This is a genomic window from Micromonospora parathelypteridis, assembly GCF_014201145.1.
Taxonomy (GTDB): domain Bacteria; phylum Actinomycetota; class Actinomycetes; order Mycobacteriales; family Micromonosporaceae; genus Micromonospora; species Micromonospora parathelypteridis.
The window spans coordinates 414,741-438,017 of the sequence record NZ_JACHDP010000001.1; the positions used below are offsets into that span (position 1 = coordinate 414,741).

Consider the following 23,277-nt stretch of genomic DNA (forward strand, 5'->3'; position numbering starts at 1 on the left):
GACCTACTTGGCGAAGCCAGCGAAGGCCGCCCGGATCACGCCGTCCGGGAAGACCTGCAGGCCCTGGATCTGCTTGCTCACGGCGGTCAGGTTCCGCTGCCGGTAGAGGTAGATCAGCGCGTCGTCCTGCTGGAGCAGCGTGACCGCCTGCCCGTACAGCTTCTTGCGCTCCTCGACGTCGCCGGCCTGGCGGGCCTGGGTGAGCAGCGTGTCGAGCTGGGGGTTGCTGTAGCCGGAGACGTTCTGGCTGGCGCTGGTGCCGACGAAGTTCGTGATGTTGGCGTCCGGGTCGATCCGTCCGCTCCAACCCAGCTGCAGCAGCTCGAAGTTGCCGCGATCCTGCTCGTCGAGGAGCGACGAGTACTCCACCGGGTTAATCTTGAGGTCGAATCCGCCGTCCTTGACCATGGACTGCAGTGCCTGCGCGAGGCGCAGCGTGTCGGGCGTGTTCGAGGCGAGCATCGTCACCACGTACGGCGTCTGCACACCCGCCTCGGCGAGCAACTGCTTGGCCTTGGCGGGGTCGTGCGCCGGGCAGGTCTGCGCTTCCGGCGACGAGAACGAGCTCGCGGGCGAAATCGGTGAGCAGGCGACGGCGTGCTCACCGTTGAAGACGGCGTCGACCAGCGCCTTGCGGTCGATGGCGTGCTCGAAGGCCTGCCGCACCTTCGCGTTCTGCGCCAGCGGGCGGTTGATGGGCTTCGGAGCGGTGCCGACGCCGTCGACGTTGCCGATGTTGATCGTGAGGCCCTGGTAGCCGAGGGACTGCGACTGCAGCACGGAGACCGACGCGTCCTGCCGCAGGGAGGCGACGTCCTGGGTGGAGACGCTGTCGGCGACCTGCGCGTCGCCGGAGCGCAGGTTGGCGGCACGGATGCTCGCGTCGCTGAGGACGCGCCACGTGATGGTGTCGAGGTGGACCGCGCTCGCGTCGTAGTAGTTCGGGTCCTTCACGACCTCGATCGAGTTCTGCGGCACCCGCTTGGCGAACTTGAAGGGGCCGACGCAGACCGGCGCCGAGGCGAAGTCGTCGCCCAGCTTCTGCAGTGCCTGGGCACTCATGATCATGCCGGCCCGGTCGGCGAGAGCGCCGAGCAGGGGCGCGAACGGCTGCTTCAGTCGAAGGACGACGGTCTGCGCGTCAGGTGCGTCGACGCCGTCGATGGGGCCGAGCTCGCTCTTGCGCGCCGACCGGGCGTTGGTGAGGTGTCGCTGCAGGGTGGCCTTCACCGCGGCGGAGTCGAACGCCGTCCCGTCCGCGAAGCGCACGCCCTGACGCAGGGGAATGGTCACCGTCTTGCCGTCACTGCTCGTGGTGGGCAGGGCGGTGGCAAGCTGCGGTACGACCTGCGCCTTCTCGTCGACGTCGTAGAGCTTCTGGCACATCGCTTGGAAGACGTAACGGGAGTAGAGGCTTCGCGACAGTGTCGGATCCAGCGCGTCGGGCTCCGCGGAGAGGGCGATGACGAGCTTGCCGCCCTGCTTGACGGCAGCGGGGTCGGCCGGCGTACCGAAGGAATCCTGGCCTGCCGACTGGTTGCCGCCGGACGGGGAGCCGTCCCCGCTGTTCGACACCGGTGAGCAGGCAACGACCGTGCAGACAACAGCAGCCGCCGCGACAGCGACCCGGAGGACACGGCGACGGGGCAGGCTCGTTGCGCTGACGGAGAGGTTCGTCATGGAGAGCTCCTCGAGTGGGCGATTCGGGGAGCGTATGTTGTATACGATGACTGCCGCAAGACCTCCGAGCATGGCTTTCGAACGCCCCCTGAAACGCCCGCATCCCGCATCCCCGCCGCCCGGCGGTTGGTCACCGACACCGGAGATCCGGCTCGGTGGCCAACCGCCGGGCTCACGCCCAGCTACGCCGACACGTGCGCCACCCCGGGCCGGCCGTGCTGCACGTAGACGCTGGCCCGCGTCGCGACCGGGGCGCCCGGCACGTTGACGTACGGCACGACCCGGTAGTCGGTGTGCATCTCACGACGGCCGAGGTGGACCACCTGATATCCGCGCTGGGAGTTGTGGAACTTCATGTGCGGGTTCTCGGCCAGCCAGGTCACCCCGAGCGAGTCCATGTCGGTGCCGTTACCACCGGAGCTGATCGAGGTGCCGAGGAACTCGGTGCCGATCGTGCGGGAGTTCTGGTCGGCGAAGTTCAGCTTGAGGTCGGCGGCCACGCTGCGGTGCGCGTCGCCGGTGACGACGAGGAAGTTCTCCACGTTCCGCTTCGCCAGGCCGTCGAAGAGCCGCTGCCGCGCCGCCGCGTACCCGTCCCAACCGTCCATGCTGTACGTCCCGGCCGGGCCGTCGGTGTGGTCGGCCTCCATGGCGAAGACCTGGTTACCGAGGACGTTCCACCGCGCGCGCGACGCGCCGAGGCCCGCCAACAACCACTGCTCCTGCTTGGCGCCGAGGATCTGCCGGTTCGGGTCCCAGCGCAGCGACTGGTCGGTGAGCTGCTGGTCCCGGAAGCGCCGTGTGTCGAGCACGTCGAGCTGCAGCAGGTCACCGAACGCCAGGCGGCGGTACACCTGCATCTCCGGGCCCCGGGGCATCGACGACCGGCGCAGCGGCAGGTTCTCGTAGTACGCCTGGTAGCCGGCGGCCCGGCGCAACCGGAACACGGCCGGATCCTGGTCCGGCTCGGTGTCCGGCTGCGAGTGGTCACCGGCCCAGTTGTTCTCCACGTCGTGGTCGTCCGGCGCGACCACCCACGGCGCGGCCCGGTGCGCCGCCTGCAACGCCGGGTCCAGCTTGTACTGGGAGTACCGGATCCGGTAGTCCGTCAGAGCGAACGTCTCCGCCAGCGGGAAGTGCGGACGGCCGATCGTGCCGGCGCCGGCACCCTCGTAGATGTAGTCACCGAGGTGGACGACCAGGTCCAGATCCTCACGGGCCATGTGCTCGTACGCGGTGAAGAAGCCGTCGGTGTAGGCCTGGCAGCTCGCGAACGCGAAGGTCATCGACTGCAGGTTGGCGCCCGGCCGCGGGGCCGTACGGGTGCGGCCGACGGGGCTGACCTGGCCCGCGACGCGGAACCGGTACCAGTACACGCGGTCCGGCCGCAGGCCGTGCACCTCGGCGTGCACCGAGTGCCCCCAGCCGGCGGTGGCACGCTCGGCGCCGTGCCGCACCACCCGGCGGAACTTCTCGTCCTCGGCCACCTCCCACCGCACGGTGACGGCGCGGTCGGGCATGCCCCCGAGCCCGTCGAGGGCGAGCGGCTCCGGTGCCAGGCGGGTCCAGAGCACGACGCCGTCCGGCAACGGGTCGCCGGACGCGACACCGAGCGTGAAGGCGTAGCCGGGCAGGGTGATGTGGTCGTTCGAGGTGCCGGAGCTCGCCGAGGCGGGCTCGGCGGCGAGGATCGTCGCGCCTGCGGCGACGCCACCCAGGGCGAGGAAGTGACGACGCGGCAGTTTGAACGAGGGTTGCGACATGGAGGGATACCTTCCGGAAAGCAGACGGTGTTGCCTTTGCTCCCTTGATCCCAACTGCCCGACATGACACCCGCCAGAACACGCAGTGAACAGGGCCGGGGCAATCCACTCGCGACGGCGACGCCGGCCGGGTCCCGGTGGGAAGCGGCCCGCACAGCGCCGCTTCCCACCGCGTACTCCTAGGAGTTGTACGCCTGCGCGGTCACCGTGACCTGGCGGGCTAGGCCCGGCCGCGCGGGCCAGGAGATCCGCACCTCACGCGTCTCCCCCGGCAACAGCCAGAAGTAGTTGTCGTCGTAACGGGCCGGAAGAACCCGCTTGCCATGCTGGTCCCGGACGGCGAGCCGAACCAGTGCGGCGACCGTACGGCCCTGGTTGCGGACCGTCGTGGTGACGGTGTTCCGGCCGTCCACGACGCGTACGGTGCTCGACGACGTCGACAGTCGGGTGCTCGGCAGATCGTTGAGCGCCCGCATCTGCTCGGCCTTGTCGTACCGCCAGTAGGTGTTCTCGGTGAGCAGCCGGTCGCGGCTGTCCCGCAACTCCAGCCGAACCAGGTGCAGCCCGCCACCGTCCGGCGCGGCGAGCGGGAAGACCGGAGTCGTGGCCGAACGGGCGACGTCCACCCGCTGACGCTGGGGCGTGCCCAGCGACCGGCCGCTCAGGTCGTAGCGGCGGGCGGTGACGGTGACACCGCTGAGCTTCTCGGTGGTGTGGTTGACCACCCGCACCTGCCAGGTGCCCGGGTCGGCCTGGACGTGCAGCGGCTCGCAACCCTTGCGGGCCCCGTAGTAGGCGCCGTTCACGTCGAGGTCGTAGTCGTAGGTCTGCCAGACCGTGCTGTGCCACGCCGGGTGCGACATCCACAGCAGCAGGCCGGTGGCGTCCTGCCACAGGTTGGCGTTCCACGCCTCGAACATGGCGCGGTGGCTCTCGTAGTTGACGAACTGCGCGCGGGCGGCGAACTCGTCGAGGGAGCCGGACTCGCCGAGCCGCGCGTCGATCGCCGCCTGGTACGTGCCGACGCGCTGGTTCCCGATGGTCGACCAGTCGTGGTAGTTCCACACCTCGCCGATCGGCCACTCCGGCGCGTCGCCGACCAGGTTGCGCATGCTCTCGACCACCGACACCACCGGCATGCCGATCTCGGTGTGAAAGCCGAACGCGCCCGTGTCGTACGTGTTCTTGTTGTTGTAGGTCCCCGGCTCGACCCAGTGGTACGGGCCGTGGCCGCTGACGATGCCGCCGGCCGAGTTGGGGATGTAGAGGATCTCCGGGTGCTCGGTGGCGGCGGCCTGCTTCAGCCCGGCGTCCACGATCGGCGGCGGGTCCCCCTCGTTGGCGCCGCACCACACCACGATGCTGGGGTGGTGGCGGAAGCGCCGGATGGTGTCGGCGGCGATGTCGACGTAACCGGGCGGGTTGGGCAGGAACTGGCCCGCCTGCCAGAAGTCGTTCCAGACCAGGATGCCCTGCTCGTCGCAGGCCTGGTACAGCTCCTCGCGGTTGCTGCTGCCGAGCCAGTTGCGGATCATCGTGAAGTTCATGTCGCGGTGCATCTCGACCGTGTCGGCCAGCCGGTCGGGCAGCACCCGGCGCAGCAGCTCGTCCCAACCCCAGTTGCCGCCCCGGGCGAACACCGGCACACCGTTGACACTGATCTTGAGCTGGGTGACCGCGTTGCTGACCGACTTCACATCGGTCCACCGCTGCCCGTCGTCGGAGACCTGGATGACGAAGTCACGGGCGTACGCCTGCTCCCAGACGATCGTCACCTGGTCGAAGCTGACCGGAGCGCCGAGGTCGACCTGGATCCACTGGTTGTCCTCGAACTTCGAGGACCACCGGGTCCGCGGGTTGCCGTCGACGGCCCGGTCCGGGCCGTTCGAGTCGCTGTCGGACGACGAGGCGGTGGCGGTCCTGCGCAGGGCCAGGTCGACGTCCGGCTCGGCCTGCCGCTGCACGGAGAGCGCCCACATGGACACCCCCCACGAGGTCACCCGCGCCCCGGTCTGGATGCGCAGGTGCTGGGCGGTCTGGCTCGCGAACGTCTCGACCTGGGTGGCGCGGCTACCGAGCGGGGTGTCGTTGCTGACCGACTTCACGTCGCTCCAGGAATCCCCGTCGGCGGAGACCTGGACGCGGTAGTCCAGCGCGTACGCCTGCTCCCACACGATGGTGACCCGGTCGAAGTCGACCGCCGTACCGAGGTCGACCTGGATCCACTGGTCGTCCTCGGCCTGTGAGGCCCAACGGGTCGCCGGGTCGCCGTCGACGGCCCTGGCGGGCCCGTTGGCGTCGCTCTCCGACGTCGACGCGCTCACGTCGCGGCGCAGGGCGAGATCCGCGCCGCTGCCGTCGGCCACCGACAGCGAGAACATCGAGATGCCCCACCCGGTGGCACGCTGCCCGGCCTGGATGCGCACGTGACGCGCGTGCTGCCGGTCGAACGTGACCGTCTGGGTCGCGGCGCCGTCGACGAACTCCAGTGGCGCCTTCCCGGGCGGCGAGATCACGATCGGCTGGTGCCAGTCGTAGGCGAACTCCCGGATCCCGAAGCGGAGCTGGCGCCGGTCGCTGACCGCGCGCTTGACGGTGGCGGTGAGCTTGAGGTCGTACAGGTGGGGCTCGCCGTAGCCGTTGGGCCACCACAGCCGGGGGTTGCGGAGGCGCAGCGCGTGGAAGCGCTCCGGCGCGAAGGTGACGGTGGTGCTCTCGCCGGCGGGGACGGTGACGGTGGACTCGACGCGTACCTTGTCGAACTCCGCCCGGACGGTGACCGTGGTGGCGGTGGCCGCCGCGTTGCGGACCGGCACTCTGATGGTGACCTCGGCGGTGCCGGTGGCCGGCAGGTCGGGCAGCGTGGTCTGGACGTGCGGATCGCCGAGGACGACGGCGCCGGTGCTGCGCAGGCGGACGTGGTCCCAGAGGCCGGTGACCCGGTCGCGGACGGCGGGCATCCAGTCCCAGCCGGACACCGCCAGGTAGGTCGGCGCGTCGAGGTAGTGGTGGGCCGACTGGAGGAAGGTGCGACCGTCGGTGCCCTTGTCGCCGGGGGTGCCCGGGTGCGGCATCGGGGTGACCCGGACGGCGAGGACGTGCTCGCCCCGGTGACCGGCCAGCGCGTCGGTGATGTCGAAGGCCGCCCGCGCGAACGGGTGCTTGACGCCGCCGACCTGCACGCCGTTCACCCAGACCGTGGCCTCGTGGTTGATGCCGTCGAACTCCAGCCAGATTCGTCGGCCGGCCGACGTGTCCAGGTCACGCGGCAGCCGCAGCGCCCGCCGGTACCACCACGTGTGCCGCGACAGCGCCTCCGGGATGCGCATGTTGTTGAAGCCGGAGACGGGGTCGGTCAGGTGCCCCTGCTCGACCAGGGTGCCCAGCACGGTGCCGGGCACCGTCGCCGGCAGCCAGGACCGCACGTCGACGCCGGCGCGGGAGAGCTCCGCGCCATCGGCGGTGCCCGCGAAGTCGTCCATCGTCAGCGACCAGCCCGACTCCAGCGGCACCGTGCCGTCGGCCACCACCCGCAGCTCGGGGGCCGGACCGGTGTTGCCACCCTCCCAGCTGGTCCAACCCTCGGCCTTCGGCCGGCCCGCCAGGGGTACGCCGTAGACCTGGAAGCCGTTGAGGCCCACCGGGTTGCTGTTGGAGCGCTTGGTGGCCGTCATCCGGACCCAACGGGCGGTGACCGGCTCGGACAGCTTGATGGCCTGCACGCCACCCTGCCCCTCGGCGGTCTCGTACACCGACCGCCAGTCGCGGCCGTTGGTGGAAACCTCGATCCGGTACGCCGTCGCGGCGCTGGAGAGGATCTCGTCGCCGTCGGTGTCGGTGTAGTTGCCGTCGAACGGCCCGTCGGTGAGCGCGGCCTCGAAGACCAGGGTGACGGCCTCGATACGGCACGGTGCCTGCAGGTCCACCGAAATCCACTGTGGGTCGCTGTTGGCGGCCCGCCAACCACTCCCCCGAACGCCGGTCTGCGCCAGACCATCCACGGCGAAGGTGCCGGGCGTCGGCGCGTAGTCGGTCGAGGAGACCGCGACCGGGCGGTACCGGGCGAGGTCGGTGGCCTGCGGCGTGGCAGCCGGCGTCGCCGGAGCGGCGGCCGCGACGGCGTCCGGTAGGACCGCGGTCACCCCGACCGAGGCCAGCAGGGTGGCTCCGGCGGAGAGGAAGGTACGCCGCGACAGGGGCGGTAGCTCGGACATCTTGCCTCCAGAGATGACAACGTTGTCAGTGGGCGGTGAGCGATGACAACGTTGTCCGATGGTGGTCGTATGTTCCGCGAGAGTCAAGACCCCGCGTCCATCGTGATTTCGCGCTTACGTTCCGCACGTCGATCCATCTCGGACATCACCTTCCGAGCACGTCGCCGAGGTGACTCCGACTGGCCGCTGCGGTGGCCGTCGCGGGGCACCGCCCCGGGCGGCTTGCCGCCCTTCCGGCCAGCTGAACGCCCCTGCCCACCTGCGGGGCAGCGGGGTTGGCGTGCTGCCTTTGGAGCTGATGTCGCAAACGATTCAGACCGGGCCGGCTGCCGCCTCCGGCCGGTGATGTCACAAACGATTCAGCTCCAAAGGCACCGACCAGCGCACCCCGACCCACGGCCCCGCGGTCAGCTCGCCGGGCCGCCCTCGCGAGGCCCGGGATCCCGACGGTGGTACTCGGGGCGGAGCTTGGCGCTCGCGAACGCCCCTTTCACCGCCGCGGTCAGCGCGGCGATGTCGTACGCGCCATGGTGGCGCCGGCCGTTGATGAAGAAGGTCGGGGTGCCGGTGACGCCGCTGAGGTCGGCGGAGTCGACGTCCTCGGCGATCCGGTCGACACCCATGCGCTTCACCATGTGCTCCCGGAACCCGTCGAGGTCCAGTCCGAGCTGCTGGGCGTAGCCGAGCACATCGTCGGGATTGAGTGCGTCCTGGTGCGCGAGAAGGAGGTCGTGCATCTCCCAGAACATCCCCTGCTCGCCCGCCGCCTCGGCAGCCTCGGCGGCGAGTTGGGCGTGTGGGTGGACGTCGGTGAGCGGCAGGTGTCGCCAGACGTACCGGACGTTGGCGAAGTCGGCCAGCAGCTCCCGGACCACCGGCTCGGCCTGCCCGCAGTAGGGGCACTCGAAGTCGCCGTACTCCACGACCGTCACCGGCGCGTCGAGCGACCCGCGCATATGGTCGCGCTCCGGATCGACCGGCAACATCAGGTCGACGATCCCCTCGGTGACGCCCAGCAGCGCCCGCGCACGCCGTGCCGGCGAGAGCCGCCCGACAGAGCGGAAGACCAGCCAGGTGACGAGGGACGCGCCGAGCGTCGCGACGATGATGCCGAGCTTCGCCTCATCCAGGGCGGGGCCACTGAGCGCATGGGTGGCGATCAGGAGCGCGACGGTGAACCCGATACCGGAGACCGTGCCGACCCCCACGACGGCAAGCCAGCCCACGGGTGGCCGTAACCGGTTGCCGCTCAGCCGAGCCACCAGCCATGAGGTGACGACGATTCCGGCCGGCTTGCCGACGACGTACGCGACCACGACACCGAGCGTGACCGGGGAGCTCACGGCCCTGGCCAGCAGGTCGCCGTCGATCACGATCCCGGCGTTCGACAGCGCGAAGAGCGGCACGACCACGTAACTCGCCCACGGGTGGTAGAGGGTCTGCAGCCGCTCGTTCGGGGACAGCGCCGAGGTGAGCCCGGCCCGGGCCATGCGGGCGAGCTGCGGTGTGGGCTGTTCCCGGAAGAGGCGGAACTGATCGCTCGCCCGCTGCAGGTCTCCGCGACCCGGGGCGTAGGCGTAGGTCAGCAACCCCATCACCAGGCCCACCGCGACCGGGTCGACGCCAGACTCCGAGACGGCGAGCCAGGCCGCCACCCCCAGCAGCGCGTAGACCGGCCCGAACCGCACGCGGAAGCCCCGGACGAGCAGGACGACACCGAAGATTCCCGCTGCCACGAGCAGCGCCCTCGGCGAAGGATGGTCCGGATAGGCGATCGCCAGCACCGCGATCGCCACCAGGTCGTCGACGACGGAGACGGTCAGCAGGAAACCTCGCAGCCGATCCGAGAAGCGCGGCCCGAAGACGGCCAGCGCGCCGAGCGCCAGGGCCGTGTCCGTGGCCATCACCGCACCCCAGCCCGCAGCGGTGGGGTGCCCTGCGTTGATGACGAGATAGATCACGATCGGCAGGAGCATGCCGGCGATCCCGGCCAGCATCGGCAAGGCCAGCCGACGCCGCTCCCGCAGCTCGCCGATGTCGAGCTCGCGGCGCAACTCCAGCCCGGCGACCAGGAAGAAGAACGTCATGAGGCCGCTGTTGACCCAGGTACGCAGGTCGTGTGTCACGTGCCAGTCGCCGAGCTGCAGCGAGAGGGAGGTGCCCCAGAGCGACTCGTACGACGACACGTGCAGGTTGGCCCATACGAGCGCCGCCACCGCGGCGACCAGCACGACCCGTGCGCCGCCGGTCTCGGTGCGTAGGAACGCGCGCAGCGGAGCGTCGAACCGCCCCTCCCAGGCGGTTCGGGCGGACCATCCCCGCAGCGGGTTGTTGCTCGTCACGGGGACAATCCTCCTGGACCTTCCCCCGATTTGGCGCCGAATCCTCGCCCCGGGGGCGGCATCCCTCCTGGCCGACCAGGGTTCGGGGCATGCACGCAGCGCCACCGGTTGGTAGCGTACCGGTGATCCTGCTGGCGGTGGTCGGCGGTGGTCCCCTGGGGAGGGTCGACATGTGGGCGGACGACGCCGCGCTAGACGCGGCGCAGCGCCGGCTCGACGATTGGGAGTCGTCGCTCGCCGAACGGGCGGAGCGGGCGAAGACGCTGTCGGCGAGGATGCAGAATCTGACCGGCACCGCCCACAACGCCGACCGGACGGTCGACGTCACCGTCGACGCAGCCGGCCTGCTGATCGACCTGCGGCTCGACGAGCGCATCCGGCAACAATCGGGGACACGCACCGCACAGCAGATCCTGGAGACCACCAGGGCCGCGCGCGCCGACCTGCTGCGGCAGGTCAGTGACGTCACCGCGGAGTCCCTCGGCGACGACGCGAGTGCCCGAGCCATCATCGACTCGTACCGCAGCCGGCTGATCCGCGACGAGGGGTCAAGCGATGCCGGCCGGTGACGGCATCCAGGTCGACCCGGACGACCTGACCGCCCACGCCGCACGCCTCGATCGCTGCGCCGGCAACCTCGACACCGCCCGCCAGGCCGGCCAGCACGTCCGGCTGGGCGGCGACGCCTACGGGCAGCTCTGCGCCATGATGCCGATGCTGCTCGACGGCCTGCAACGCACCCTCGTCGACGGCATCGGAGCCGCCACCGGGTCGGTGCGGGACACCGCCGGAAGGCTGCGAACCAGCGCGGACCGCTACCGAAGCTCGGACGCCCGCGCCAGCCACCTACTCGATCAGACACGGCAACGGCGGTGACGACGAACCCGCTCATCGCCACCGCGTCCGACGCGCCACCCAGCGCGTGGGCAGGCGTCTGGATCTGCGAGGACATCGAGCTCATCGCGCAGGGCGTGCGCAGCGGCAGTTGGATCGACGGCAGCCTCGGTGTGGTCAGCGCCGGCCTGGACTCCCTCGCCTTCGTCTCGGACCCGGTTGGCGCCCTCCTGCAGTACGGGATCGCCTGGCTCATCGAACACGTCAAGCCGCTCAGCGAGGCGTTGGACTGGCTCGCCGGCGACCCCGCGCAGATCACCGCACACGCCCAGACCTGGCGCAACGTTGCAGGGTCCCTACGCGAGGAAGCCGCCGCGCTGGCTCTCGCCGTCCGCGACGACATCGGCAGCTGGGGCGGCAGTGCGGGTCCCGCCTACCGGGCCTGGTCCGCCGAGCAACAGCAGGCCATCACCGGCCTCGCCCAGGGCGCCGACACCATGGCCGCGATCACCGAAGGCGCCGCCGGCCTGGTGGCCGCCGTCCGGCTCCTGGTCCGCGACGCCATCGCCACCTGCGTGTCCCGCATCATCGTGTACGCGGGCGAACTCGTCATCACCGGCGGACTGGCCACCCCGCTCGTCGTCGAACAGGTCACGACGCTGGTGGCGTCCTGGGGTGCTCGGATCGCACGACTGCTGCGTGGGCTGCTGGCCAGCCTGCGACGGCTGATCCCGGAGGTTCGCCGACTCGGCGACCTCATCGAGAAGCTCAAGCAGGCACTGGGGCGACTCCAGAAGCAGTCGCCCGGCCCGCAGAGGCCCGACGGGTCCGGGCCGACAAAGGTTCCCGGTGATCCCAGGCGACCGGACTTCACCAAGGCCGAGATCGACTCCAGGAAGATCACCGCCTACGCCATGAACCCGGACCACCCTGTCGGTAAGAACAAGTACCGCGTCATCAGCTCCGTCACCGGCCTCGGCCCGGACGACGCCGACGTGATCGTGCAGCAGATCCGCGAGGGCGTACTCGCCGGCAACCCTTTGCTGGGTAAGGCGGACGAGTTCGGCCAGCGGTGGTCCGTGGACCTTCCCCTGACCGGGCCCGGTGGCACGATCACCGTCCGCACAGCCTGGATACTGGAGAACGGGGCATCTACACCTCGGATGGTCACCATCTCGTTCCCGCCCAAGGAAGGATGACATGTTGGAGCTGTACGACGTGGTTGAGCTCCGAGAGGCCATGCCGGCAGAGCAACTGCCTGCCGGGGCAGTGGGGACGGTCGTTCATATCTTCAGCGACCCCTCGACCGCGTACGAAGTCGAGTTCGCCGACGCCGACGGCCGTACCGTCGCCATGGTCACGCTCCGGGCCGACCAGGTAATCCACCGCGACGGTTAGTCATTCGCCGCACGGTCCCACACCGCCTGGACGAGCACGACCTCGGCTGAGGCGCCCAAGACGTGACCCGTTCCACCGCTACCGGACCGGCTACGTCAATTCGTGCCGCTCACCGATTTGAGGCGCGCTCTCGTCAGCCGAGGGTGATACGGCCCTCTGAGTCGAAGCGGAGGCGACCGCTGGTCACGGCGACGTGCAGCCCGTACCGGAGTAGTTTGTCGATCTTGTCGGTACGCCTGCGGTAGCCGAGCCGCTCCAGACCGGCGCGCAGCAGCCGCTCCTCGTCCATGCTCGGTACGCCCTGCAGCACGTGCACGAAGGCGTTGGCGACCTCCTCCGGCGGCACCTCTTCGAACGCGCGGTCATTGCTTGTCTGAGTCACCCGGTACGCGCGGTGCGTCTGCGGGTCTGCACCCTCGGGCCAGGCGTACCGGCTCACGGTCGGGTGCGTGTGGAGCCGGCGGGAGTCGACGAGCGCGAGCACGGCGCTGCGGCGGTCTTCCCGGGTCCGGAGGAAACCGAACCGGGCGAGGGCCAGGCGGGCCAGGCGGTGCTGCTCGATGGGCCCCTCCGCCTCGATGATCTCGCGGAGGGCGTTCCGCATCAGACCGCGCACGCGCTGGTCCGTGGCGAGCAGGTCGAGGTCGGCCTGTTCGCCGAGCGGCGTCGGGACGTACGGGATGAATGGGCTCGCCGTGATGGTGCCCGAGGCTGTCGTCGGCGCGACCGCCACCGGAGACGGTACGGACTCAACGGCGAGTCCGGTGACGGGTGCCGGCACGGCGCCCAGGAGGGGCTCTTCGTCCGCCCCGAGGCGCGGCTGCGGCAACTCGCTGGCCGGTGCCGGGTGCGGCGGCTCGACGTCCGTTGCGGAACGCGGCTGCGGCAGTTCGACGTCGCGGTACGGCGCATCTGCCGACTCGGGCTCCGGTTCGGCGGTCGCGGGGGCCTCAGCACGGGTGACCGCGTCGTCGACACGGTCGAGCAGCGCCGATCGGTCGTGGATCCACGCCGGCAGCCAGAACCGCACGACCTCCGGCCAACCCATGATCGAGCGCAGGAGCGTGGGCGCCGAGTCCCGGTCGGCCACCGTCGGGCGGGCGCTCCAGTCGGGACCGTCGAGCATGACGGCCACCTGCCACGTGGGTGAGCCTGGTCTGCGAACGGCGATGTCCACGGTGAAGTCGGAGAGGCCGTGCGAGGTGCGGACCTCGTGGCCGCGGTCGCGCAGCGCCCCGGCCACCTCGTCGCGGATCCGACTGCGTCGCTCGGTGCGGTCGGTCGCGAGGTCGCCCAGGCGGTCCGCTCCGGCGGCGGCCATTTCGCAGTACGCCCGCAGGTGCTGGGTGCCCAGCGCGGACGTGCGGGACAGGTCGATGTCCGACGGGTCGAACGAGGAATAGAGGACGACCTGGCGGCGGGCGCGGGTGATGGCCACGTTGAGCCGCCGTTCGCCGCCGGCCTGGCTGAGCGGGCCGAAGTTCAGCGGGAGCTGGCCGGTTTCCAGGTTCGTGGAGAAGGCCAGGGAGAACAGGACGACGTCCCGCTCGTCGCCCTGCACGTTCTCCAGGTTCTTGACGAAGATCGGCTCCGCGACCGCCCCGGAGAGGTGCTCGCGGATGATCGGGTCGGTGCTCTCCTCCAGCAGGTTGAGGATGAGGTCCCGCTGCTGGATGTTGAAGGTGACCACGCCGACGGACTGGGTGTCGGTCGCCGGGTCGTGCAGCCGCCGGGTGATGTCCGCGAGGATCGCCCGCGCCTCGACCTCGTTGGTTCGGGATCCACCTCGGTCGTACCGACCGTCGACACGCCGCCAGCTGACACCGGCGGAACTGGTGGCGCCAGGGGACGGGAGGCTGGAGAGCTTGTTGTCGTAGTAGTAGCGGTTGGAGAAGGCGATGAGCGACTCATCGTGACTGCGGTAGTGCCAGGAGAGCCATCGTTGCGGCAGTCCCGACTCGACGGCCTCGCTGAGGATGCTCTCCAGGTCCTCCGGCACCGGGCCGTTGCCCTCGTCGACCTCGTCGACGCTGTGGCTGGCCTGCATGATGCTGCTCGGCGGCATCTGTCGGGAGTCGCCAACCACCACCACGGCGCTGCCCCTACCCATCGCACCAACCGCCTCTGCCACGCGGATCTGCGACGCCTCGTCGAAGATGACCAGGTCGAAGCGTTGGCTCCCCGGTGCCAGGAAGTTCGCCGCGGACGCCGGGCTGACCAGCACGCACGGGGTCAGTGCGAGCACCGCGTCCGGGTACTGTTCGAACAGTTCGCGGAAGGACCTGCCGCCTCGCTTGCGGCGAAGCTCCGCGGCGAAGTCGGCGAAGCGTCCACGCCGGTCGGTCGGGCTGAAGGGCCGACGACGGACCAGCACCGCCGGCAGTTGCGTCGGCAGCGCGGACCGCAGCTCACCGGCGGCCACCTCGAACTGGTTGATTTCGTCGTCGTGCAGCTCCGGGTCGAAGTACTGCAGCCCGCCGGCCCGTACCCGCTCGGCGAGGGACGCGGCGGCGACGCCCCGCCGGTAGACCTCCTCCGCCAGCTGCGCGGGCACCTCGGCGCGCAACAGTTGGTCCCGGAAGTCGGTGAGGCCGGCCGAGGCGAGCACGTCGGCGTGCGTCAGGACGGTCGCCCATCGGCGCAGCGGGAACAGCTCCTCGATCTGCAGCTCGTGCAGCCAGGTTGCGCCGTCGCGCTGCCAGGCGTCGAACCAGTGCGTACCGGCTGCCCACAGCGCCAGCTCGGGTCCGGCCGAGCGCAACACCCCACGCCACGCCCGCCAGCGCGAGGCGAACCGGTCGAGTAGCACCGCACCGCCGTCGGTGAACCCGCGCTGGAACAGCTCCCAGGCCTGCGGGTGCCGCGCCAGAAGTGTCCGGCCGGCCCGGGTCGCGTCGATCGCCTCGGTCAGCCGCTCCTGAGCGTTCGGGTCCGTGGGCTGCCACTGCGGCAGCCGCAGCCCGCCCACCGCAAGAACATGCTGGTAGAGCCCGGCCGCCTGCGCCTGGGCGGCCACCAGCCGGCCGGTGATGACCTCCGCCCGCTCGACGTCAAGCGTCGCGCCGGCAACCAGGTGCACCGCCAACCGGTCCGCGACGGCCTGCCGACGCTTGCGCTTACCGAACAGCTTCTTGGCGGCCTCCTGGGCCTCACCATCCCAGGCGGTCAGCTCCGGGCGGGCGAACACGTCCGGCCGGAAGGTGGCGAACTCACCGGCGAAGCCCTGCCGGAAGGCCGCCAGGTCCGCTTGGAGCCGGGCCACCGCCTCGTCCCACCGTCGGTCGCTGGCGTGCAGGGTGGTTTCCCGGTCCGGCAGCATTCCGCGTACGGCGAACCAGGCGCCTGCCTGCAGCTCGCTCACGCTTTCCGGGGCGGGCAGTGTCCGCAGCAGGTCGACAAGGTGCGGGTGGGCGGCGAGGTCGGCACGGAGACGTTCGAGTTCGGCGGCGATCTCGGTGACGGCGGCCCCGTGCAGCCCGTCGAGGGCGCGGCAGCCGCTGAGCGCCCACGGGTGCGCGGCCCGGAGCCGCGCCGATCGTGCGGCCGCCGGGAACTCCCGCAGGGTCGTCTCGACCTGGGCGCGTGCCTCGGCGGGTGCGTGCAGGTAGCTCACCGGAATCGGGGCGACCGGGCCGTCCCCGTACGCCAGGGTCTGCTCGTAGGCCGACCAGAGTGACATCCCGACGGGGTTGGTGGTGTGCACCTGAGCCGGGTAGTCGGTCAGCGGGGCGAGCCGCGTCCGGTACGCCGTCTCGACGGCCGTCCAGGTGCCGTCGCCGCCCTGATCGTACTGATCGAGGGCGTCGCGTAGCTGTTGGCGGATCGCGTTGAGGGACTGCTTGCGCCCGTGCAGGTCGAGGGCGAATGGCCCCAGACCGACCTGCTTGAGGCGGCGCTTCACCACCTCCAGGGCGGCCTGCTTCTCGGCGACGAACAGCACCGACCGGCCGGCGCTGACCGCCCGCGCGATCATGTTGGTGATGGTCTGTGACTTGCCGGTACCGGGCGGGCCTTCCAGGACGAAAGAGTGGCCGCGCTCGGCGCGGACGATGGCCTGCATCTGCGACCCGTCGGCAGGGATCGGCAGGTGCAAATCCGCCTCGTCGACAGCGACGTCGACGTCGTGCTCGGGCCGGGCGGGGTCGTCGAACGTGGCGCCGGAGGATTCGACCAGGTGCCGGACGACCGGGTTCTCCATGAACAGCGGCCAGTGGTCGGTGAGGTCCCGCCACATCTGGAAGGTGGAGAACTGCAACAGCCGGAGGCTGGCGGTCTCGTCGATGCGGTAGTTGAGCCGGTTGTCGAGCAGGCCGGTGTTGATCGCGGCCAGGGTCTTGGCGATGTCGATGCCATGCTCGTCGAGGACCGGCTGTTCCAGCTCGGGGATCCGCACGCTGTGCTTGACCCGCAACCACTCGATGAGGCAGTAGTTCGGGCTGGCGACCTCGGTACCGTCGATGACCATCGCGTACGGGCGACGGCCGCTGCCGCCTTCGATGCGGACCGGTAGGAGGAACAGCGGCGCGTACGCCTCTCCCCCGGTCGTCTTGGTGTGCACCAGCGTGCCGATGGTCAGGTAGAGGTAGTTGCTGCCGGTCTCCTGCTCCATCGTGCGCGCCTCACGCTGCAACGCCCGCATCGCGGTCTTGTAGCGGGCGTCGGTGACCGCGCCGTAGACCCGGCGATCGGTGCGCAGCTCCCGGGTGAGGATCTCCGCGTCGAGGTCCTGCGCACGGCGTGCCCCGGCCAGCTCGTGGACATGACTGATGTCGTCCTGCGGGATGACCTGTACCTGACGGCCATCGTGGATCAGATCGTCGAGCAGCGGCAGCGCACCCGCCGGCACGTGCAGGTCCAGCCCACGGCCACGCTTGGGCAGGTTGAGCAGCGGATTGCGCAGGCTCAGATCGAGCAGCGACTTCTTCCACTGCTGCACGCGCGCCGGGGACCCGTCGGACTGGTGCGGCACCTCCTCGCCCTCGTCGGCGAGCTGGCGCAGCTTCGCCGCCGCGACACCGGGTGGAAGGTCGAGGGACGCTCCCGCGTCGGCGGTCACTTCCTGGACCAGCGGTGTGGTGACCAGTTCGTCGGCGGACGGCAGCGGGCGGATCCCCGAGCGATGGGCCAGGTGGACGTCGACGACGCCCTGCATGCGCTCGCCGTCGCCGCGGAAGTGGCCGAGCCCGACCCGTACCGCCTCGGTGAAGGTCGCCGACTGTGCGCCCGGCCCGATGCGGGTCAGCTCGACCGGCACCGCCCGACCGGAGTCCACCATCGAGATCAGCAGGTTGCTCTCGGTCAGCGCGGCCGAGCCCAGCCGTTCGTCCTCCAGCAGGAAACCACCGAAGGCATGCCCCTCGCTGATGAAGACCAGCGGATGCAGCCCTGCCGCCTCCAGGCATGCGGCGTACGTGACGGACAGGTCGATGCAGTTGCCGAGCCGGCCGTCCAGCACCGCGGCTGTCGTCCGTACCTTCTGGCCGGTGTTCTCGAACGACGCCGGCAGGGTCTGGTAGGTGATTTCGAGTTGGCGCAACGCCTCGTACACGGCGCCGGCGATCAGGGCTGCTCGCTCCGAACCCTCCTGATAGCCCTGCAGAGAGCCGGAGCCGGTCCGCGCCAACAGAAGTTGGGCGGCAGCCCGCAGGACCGCCTCCACCGCCCGGGTGTTCGGCTGCACGAAGGCCGCCAGGCTGTCGTACAGGGCGGGGCTGTTGAACCATTCGTTGTGCGCCAACACTCGTGACGGGGCAACCAGCGTCAACGGGTTGTGATCCGCAACCGCCTCGGCTGCCTCGGCTGCTTTGACGGTGAGGCGGTAGTCGACGGGGAACGCCTCGTCAGTGCGGTACAGCAGCACGCGGTCGGGCGTGAAGTCGCGGAAGTCGTCCCAGCTCGTGCTCGCCCCGGGCCGCAACGGCGCGGCCAGCGTGCGCGTCCACGGCTCGGTCAGCGCGCCGTCCGGGCCAAGCAGCTCCAACGTCAGCGTCACGTCGGTCAGCGGCACCGCACCGTTGTTGACGAGCGTGAGGTGACGGACCAAGGGCACCCGGTTGTGCACCAGGGCGGCGTTGATCGCCGGCTGCACGAGCAGCCCGACTGCGAGCTGGTCGTCGTCGGCGGTGAACTGCGCGAAGACGCTGTCGGACATGGGCATTTCTCCAGGTGACGAGACCAGGGAACGCCAGCCTAGCGGTCACCCGACCGGTGGAGAGGGCCCCGGCCGTACGACGATCTTGGAAGTCGTACGTCTGGGGCAGGATGTGCGCCATGACGACGCACCACCCGAACAGCCGGCGCCTGGTCTACGGCTACGCCACGATGCACGACTGCCTCGCCTTCGCCGACGCCGGCACCGCGACCGAGGAGGCCGCGGAGATCCGGGCGCTCGCCGCCGCGCGCACCTGGGGCGAGGCCCGGCAGGTCCGAATGACCCACCTGTGGAACCCCGCCGGCCCCGAATACCACGAGCCGGAGGACGGGTACGCCGACGACAAGGCTTTCGACATCACCGAGGTGGGTGCTGTCGGCGACGGAACCTGGCCGCGGATGGCCGCCGTGCGGGCGTTCACGTTGCTGCCCAAGGACCTGCAAGAGCGGTACGGCAAGCGCGAGCTCACTCTGCACGACGGCGACTACCTCGAGATTGCGCTCGCCAGCGAGGGCGAGTTGGTGGCCGAGCTGCGCCGGCGCGGCTACGAGGTGAGCCGCGACGACGAGCTCATCAACCTGCTCGACGGCTTCAGCCTGGGCTCGCAGGCCAGCTGACCGGCCCTCTCGACTCAGCGGCGGCGTCGCTGGCTCCGAATTCACCAAACGCCCGGACATGGGTTCCGTCGATCACCGCCCGGGACATGTCGAGCTGGTCGGCGGCTCTCACCGGTGCCGCCGTGGTGGTCGGGGCGGCAGCAGCGGCGCGATCTCGGCCCAGAGATCGTCCGAGACGATCCACGGCGGCTACTCACCCCTCCTCACGTTCAGACAGAACGACCCTCACGTCCCGGGGGTTACGCCCAACATCATTTCGTTAGGAGTTATTAGGCGGCCCAGACCTGACCCATTCCCGCCAGGGCCAGCCTCGCGGTTGCCCGAGATTCGCCATGATTTCTTCCCTGTTGCCGAGGCGACTCCCAAGACAACCCGGACTGATCCGCCGGCCGACGATCCGAAGAACAGCACCACGGGTTCGCACTGTGAAACGTTTTAGTCTCGCCGACTGCTGTCGACGGGGAGCCGGGCGGTTGCCCGCCCGGCTCTTCGTCACTACGCGCAAGGGTCAGGGAGTCAGCGCGGCTGGGCCGCCGAGCCGGCGACGGGGTGGAAGCTGGACCGGCCCGAACCCACCTGGAAGACGGCGCGGCCGTCCTCGATCCCGACAAAGGTGGCCTTGCTCGGACCGGCGGCCCGATAGGACTTTCCGGGGATGACCGGCAGCGCGACCCGGGCGGTGACGTTGACCGGCACGTCCAGGTCGACGCGGAGGCCGGCCCCGGTGCGCCGCCAATCCAGGCGGACCGCCCCGCGCTGCGTCGGTACCGTGCCGCTGGCCCGTTCGAGCCCGACCGCGGGCGGGACGATGTCGACCACGGCGGCGCCCGGGCTGGCGGTACGGACGCCGAGCAGGGTCTCCTGCACGTCGACCACGGCCTGCGCTCCCCAGCCGTGCGACTGGCTGAAGTTGCTGCCGGGGTCGAGGGTCCAGGCCTCCCAGGTGAAGGTGCCGCCCTGGGCGAGGATGTTCGCCCAGCCCAAGTCGTCCGGGTTGGTAAGCAGCCGCAGCACCGCGTCTGGCCGGTCGGCGTCGGCGAGCGCCCGCAGCAGCCAGTGGGCCGTCATCGGACCCTGCTTCATGCCCATCGACGCGATGCGATCCGCCAGCGCGGGCAGGTCGCCCCGTGGTGCCAGCCCGTGGGCGATGGCGTACGACGTGGCGTGCTGCCCGGCATGGCCACTGCGCTCGCCGGTGGCTGACAGGCCGTCGACGTAGCTGCCGTCGGCGGCGCGCAGCGACGCGTTGACCGCGTCGGTGAGGTCCCCGGCCCGCCCGTCGTACGCGGTCACCTCGTCGGCGGGTCGGCCAAGGGCCTCGGCCATCCGAGCGGTGGTCCGCAGCACGTCGACGCCTTGGGTGTTGATCGTGGTCCGGGCGGCGGTGGTCATGTCGTAGCCGAAGCGGCCGGGCTCGGGCCAGTCGACGATGCCGTAGCGGTAGCCACCGCTCCCGCCGGACAGGTTGGTGACCAGGCCTGCGGTGGGGCCGGTGGCCGGGATATGGCGCAGCACGTACTCGGCGGTGTCGCGGATGGCCGGGTACGCCTCGGCCAGCAGCTCGCGGTCGCCGGTCTCGGTCCAGTACCGCCACACCCAGTCGACGAACATCAGCGAGTAGTCGGGGATGTCCCGCTTGCCGTCACCGTTGGGGTAGACGGCGTTGTACCGGCCACGGTCGGCCTCAGCGGTCCAGTAGCGGGTGGCCGAGCGGAGGAACTCGCGGATGGCCTGCTGGGTGGCGTCGCGCTCGCCGAAGGCGGCCATTGTGGCGTACGAGATGTTTGCGGCGTCGCCGAGGAACTGGCCCTTCTCCCGGGTGGGAGTGTCAACGAACGCCTCCTGGACGGAGTAGATCGCGGACCGCTTCATCATCGTCCACACCGAGTCGAGGGTCGCGTTCGAGCTGGTGAAGCTCGCCTCCCGGCCGGCCGGTGTGTCGGTGTGCACCACGACGGCGGAGACGTCGCGCGCCGAGATCTTCTCGCCGGCGCCGGGGATCTCCAGGTAGCGGAAGCCGAGGTGGGTGAAGGCCCGGAACTCCTGCGCCCCGTCCTTCTGCAGGTAGGGGAAGCTCATGGTGGTGCCCTGAGTTTCCAGGGTGGACGTGGCGACCCGGCCGGTGTCGGTCAGGGTGTAGCCGGCCCGCAGGTCGACCGCGCGCCCGGCCACGCCGGAGTCGAAGCGCACGACGGGACGGGCGGGGATGACTACCCCGAAGTCGGCGACCACCGTTCCGTCGGCGGCGGTGCGCAGCGCGACCGGGGCGACGGTGGTCTCGGACAGCCGGGTCTCCTGCCCGATCAGGTGCGGCGACGCCGCGGTCGGGTGCGCACCGAGTACCTCGGCGGCGGTGAAGCCAGCGGCGCTGCCGTCGTAGCCGGGCCGCGTCCAACCGGCGACCTCGGCGCGGGCGTCCTGCTGTTCGATCCGGTCACCCTCGCCGTTGCGGCGTTCGGCGTTCGCGACGAACTGGGTGTCCCGAGCGACCTGCCAGGAGCCGTCGGTGCCGTACACCTCCCGGGTGCCGTCGGCATGCTCGACGACCAGCTTCATCAGCAGGCCACGGGCACCGGTCGGGCGGCCCTGGCCGCTGCCGTACCAGTGGTAGCGCACCCCGATGGCGAGCGGTTTGCCGGCCTTCACCAGGTTGGTGACGTCGGCGGCCTGGTAGTAGTCCTCTCCCGGGTAGGCGAAGGAGGTGCCCCGGTCGGCGCGGGTGCCGTTGAGGTACAGCTCGAAGGTGTGATCCGCAGCCGTGTAGGCGCGGGCCCGGACTACGCGGCTGGCGTTGGGGCGTACCTCGGTGCGGGCCAGGGTGTAATCGTCGGCCTCGGTGGTGGCGCGCCGGATCCAGCTGACACCCTCCCACTGGGTGTCGGCGAGGCCGGTTTCGAAGGCGCCGGTGGCGGTCCGGGACGGCCGGTTCGTGCGGTCCCAGGTGCGGACCGTCCACTCGTAGGCAGCGCCGGGGCTTAGGGCGGGCCCCGCGTACGGCACGTAGGACTGCTGGTCGGAGCGGACCTTGCCAGAGTTCCAGACCCGGTCGCCGCCGGTGGCGGTGACCGTGATCTGGTATGCGGTCTGCGTCTCACCGGGATCAGCGTCCCGAGGCAGCCAGCCGAACCGCGGAATGCCCTCGACGTTGAGTGGGTGACCTCGGTCGCCGACCGTCAGCGAGACCGGAGCACCGGGAGCGTGGCCCCGGGATGCCAGCGCCGGTGTGGCTCCGCTGAGGACGACCGCGACGGCCGTCGAGGCAGCCAGGAGCACTGCTGTTCGACGCCGCCGGGGTGCCGATCGGAATCGGGGAAGGTGACGAGTCACGCGGGCCTCCGCTCAATGAATCGTTTCAGGCAGGCTACGTGCTCATTGTCGGCAAGTGAAGATGTTCACTGCGGTCGGTTTCCGATTACCTCGAGCAGGCGGCGAGCTGACCCGGGCTACTCAGCGGCCGGCAAGGTCCACGTGGTCTCGCCCACAACGGGCAGTTGAGATGCCGGATCGGCTGGTTGTGTCCGCGGTGCAGGCGTCGCGAGCAGTCGCCATCGTGACGGCCCCGGAGCACCCGACGCCGGGTGCTGGTGGCCCTGTTGGAAACGGTCATCTGCGCAGCCGGCGGGCGCAGGGGCCGTCGTGGCCGTCGCGGAGGAGGCAGCGCCGGCCGCCAGGCAGCCGCAGGTCGCAGAAGACCCGGTGGCGGAGGAACTGCTGGTCCTCCTCGGAGACGGTGGTCTCCCCCGGGTCCGCCATCGGCAGCACCAGCATCCACCGGCCGATGACCCGGGCCAGGCGTTGCGCGGCAGGCAGGTCGTTGGCGACGACGGGCAGGTGGACGACGTACCGCTGGCTCATCGGGCTTGGCCTCGCTCGTTGCCGGCACGGGCCTGATCGGTCTGCCAGCGACGTAGGCCGGCCTTGATCCGGGCAGTCTCGCGGCGGCTCTCGGCGAGCGCGGTGTAGACGGCGGCCATGTCGCCGGCGACGCGGTCGAGGAAGGCGTACACGTCGTCGGGGTTCAGACCGCGACGTCCGAGCCCGGTCGGTGGAAAGCGGCGCTCGCGCACCTGCCACGGCAACAGCCCGGTGTACGCGGCGGAACGGTAGGTCGCACCACCGCTCGGCGGCTCTGGTCGCTGGTTTCTGGCGTTCATGTCTGCCGGCCTTCCTGATCGGAGGGGCGAGGGGTGTTCGGGGAAGCACGGCGACCGTTCGGGGGGACCGGCCGGCCGCCGTGCTGTGATCAGCCTGCGACAGTCCGCAGCGGAGAGGCAACGT

General features: G+C 70.5%; 13 protein-coding genes. 5 read left to right on the plus strand and 8 right to left on the minus strand.

Annotated elements, in window-relative coordinates; all coding sequences use genetic code 11:
* Positions 1 to 3: 3 nt before the first annotated feature.
* The 4 genes from HNR20_RS01790 to nhaA all read right to left on the minus strand — a co-directional run bounded on the left by HNR20_RS01790 (position 4) and on the right by nhaA (position 9,999).
* On the minus strand, positions 4 to 1,680 hold the full coding sequence (locus tag HNR20_RS01790) for an ABC transporter substrate-binding protein (protein WP_184175858.1): 1,677 nt from the start codon (positions 1,678 to 1,680) through the stop codon (positions 4 to 6).
* A 182-nt stretch (positions 1,681 to 1,862) separates the two neighbouring features.
* Positions 1,863 to 3,443, minus strand: coding sequence for an alkaline phosphatase D family protein (locus tag HNR20_RS01795; RefSeq protein ID WP_184175860.1), 1,581 nt, complete (start codon positions 3,441 to 3,443; stop codon positions 1,863 to 1,865).
* Between the two features lie 179 nt (positions 3,444 to 3,622).
* Complete coding sequence (locus tag HNR20_RS01800; RefSeq protein ID WP_184175862.1) at positions 3,623 to 7,657, minus strand: discoidin domain-containing protein; 4,035 nt, start codon at positions 7,655 to 7,657, stop codon at positions 3,623 to 3,625.
* Between the two features lie 407 nt (positions 7,658 to 8,064).
* On the minus strand, positions 8,065 to 9,999 hold the full coding sequence (gene nhaA / locus HNR20_RS01805) for a Na+/H+ antiporter NhaA (protein WP_184175864.1): 1,935 nt from the start codon (positions 9,997 to 9,999) through the stop codon (positions 8,065 to 8,067).
* Positions 10,000 to 10,088: 89 nt separating this feature from the next.
* Here nhaA and HNR20_RS01810 point away from each other — a divergent pair, with 89 nt between their 5' ends.
* From HNR20_RS01810 to HNR20_RS01825, 4 genes are read left to right on the plus strand one after another with little or no spacing between them, the layout of a single operon-like run.
* A complete protein-coding gene (locus HNR20_RS01810; protein ID WP_229687479.1) occupies positions 10,089 to 10,568 on the plus strand; it encodes a YbaB/EbfC family nucleoid-associated protein in 480 nt (159 codons plus the stop codon).
* The gene (locus HNR20_RS01815; protein WP_184175866.1) at positions 10,555 to 10,875 is read left to right on the plus strand and encodes a type VII secretion target; all 321 of its coding nucleotides are present in this window, start codon (positions 10,555 to 10,557) and stop codon (positions 10,873 to 10,875) included. The genes HNR20_RS01810 and HNR20_RS01815 overlap by 14 nt, the downstream gene beginning before the upstream one ends.
* A complete protein-coding gene (locus HNR20_RS32050; RefSeq protein WP_229687480.1) occupies positions 10,872 to 12,032 on the plus strand; it encodes a WXG100 family type VII secretion target in 1,161 nt (386 codons plus the stop codon). The genes HNR20_RS01815 and HNR20_RS32050 overlap by 4 nt, the downstream gene beginning before the upstream one ends.
* Position 12,033: 1 nt before the next feature.
* Positions 12,034 to 12,231, plus strand: coding sequence for a DUF4926 domain-containing protein (locus tag HNR20_RS01825; RefSeq protein ID WP_184175868.1), 198 nt, complete (start codon positions 12,034 to 12,036; stop codon positions 12,229 to 12,231).
* Between the two features lie 133 nt (positions 12,232 to 12,364).
* On the opposite strand, the gene proA is transcribed toward HNR20_RS01825, so the two are convergent.
* Positions 12,365 to 18,382, minus strand: coding sequence for an anti-phage protein ProA (gene proA, locus HNR20_RS01830; protein ID WP_184175870.1), 6,018 nt, complete (start codon positions 18,380 to 18,382; stop codon positions 12,365 to 12,367).
* Between the two features lie 119 nt (positions 18,383 to 18,501).
* Here proA and HNR20_RS01835 point away from each other — a divergent pair, with 119 nt between their 5' ends.
* Positions 18,502 to 18,999 (plus strand): hypothetical protein, encoded by a 498-nt coding sequence (locus HNR20_RS01835; RefSeq protein ID WP_184175872.1) that lies wholly within the window; start codon positions 18,502 to 18,504, stop codon positions 18,997 to 18,999.
* Positions 19,000 to 19,515: 516 nt separating this feature from the next.
* Here the strand turns inward: HNR20_RS01835 and HNR20_RS01840 are convergent.
* The 3 genes from HNR20_RS01840 to HNR20_RS01850 form a co-directional block, all read right to left on the minus strand.
* Positions 19,516 to 22,272, minus strand: a complete 2,757-nt coding sequence (locus tag HNR20_RS01840) for a family 78 glycoside hydrolase catalytic domain (protein ID WP_184175874.1) — start codon at positions 22,270 to 22,272, stop codon at positions 19,516 to 19,518.
* Between the two features lie 330 nt (positions 22,273 to 22,602).
* Entirely contained in the window at positions 22,603 to 22,854 is a 252-nt protein-coding gene (locus HNR20_RS01845; protein WP_184175876.1) for a hypothetical protein, read from the minus strand.
* The gene (locus HNR20_RS01850; protein WP_184175878.1) at positions 22,851 to 23,153 is read right to left on the minus strand and encodes a DivIVA domain-containing protein; all 303 of its coding nucleotides are present in this window, start codon (positions 23,151 to 23,153) and stop codon (positions 22,851 to 22,853) included. Before HNR20_RS01850 ends, HNR20_RS01845 begins: the two co-directional genes overlap by 4 nt.
* Between the last annotated feature and the right edge of the window lie 124 nt (positions 23,154 to 23,277).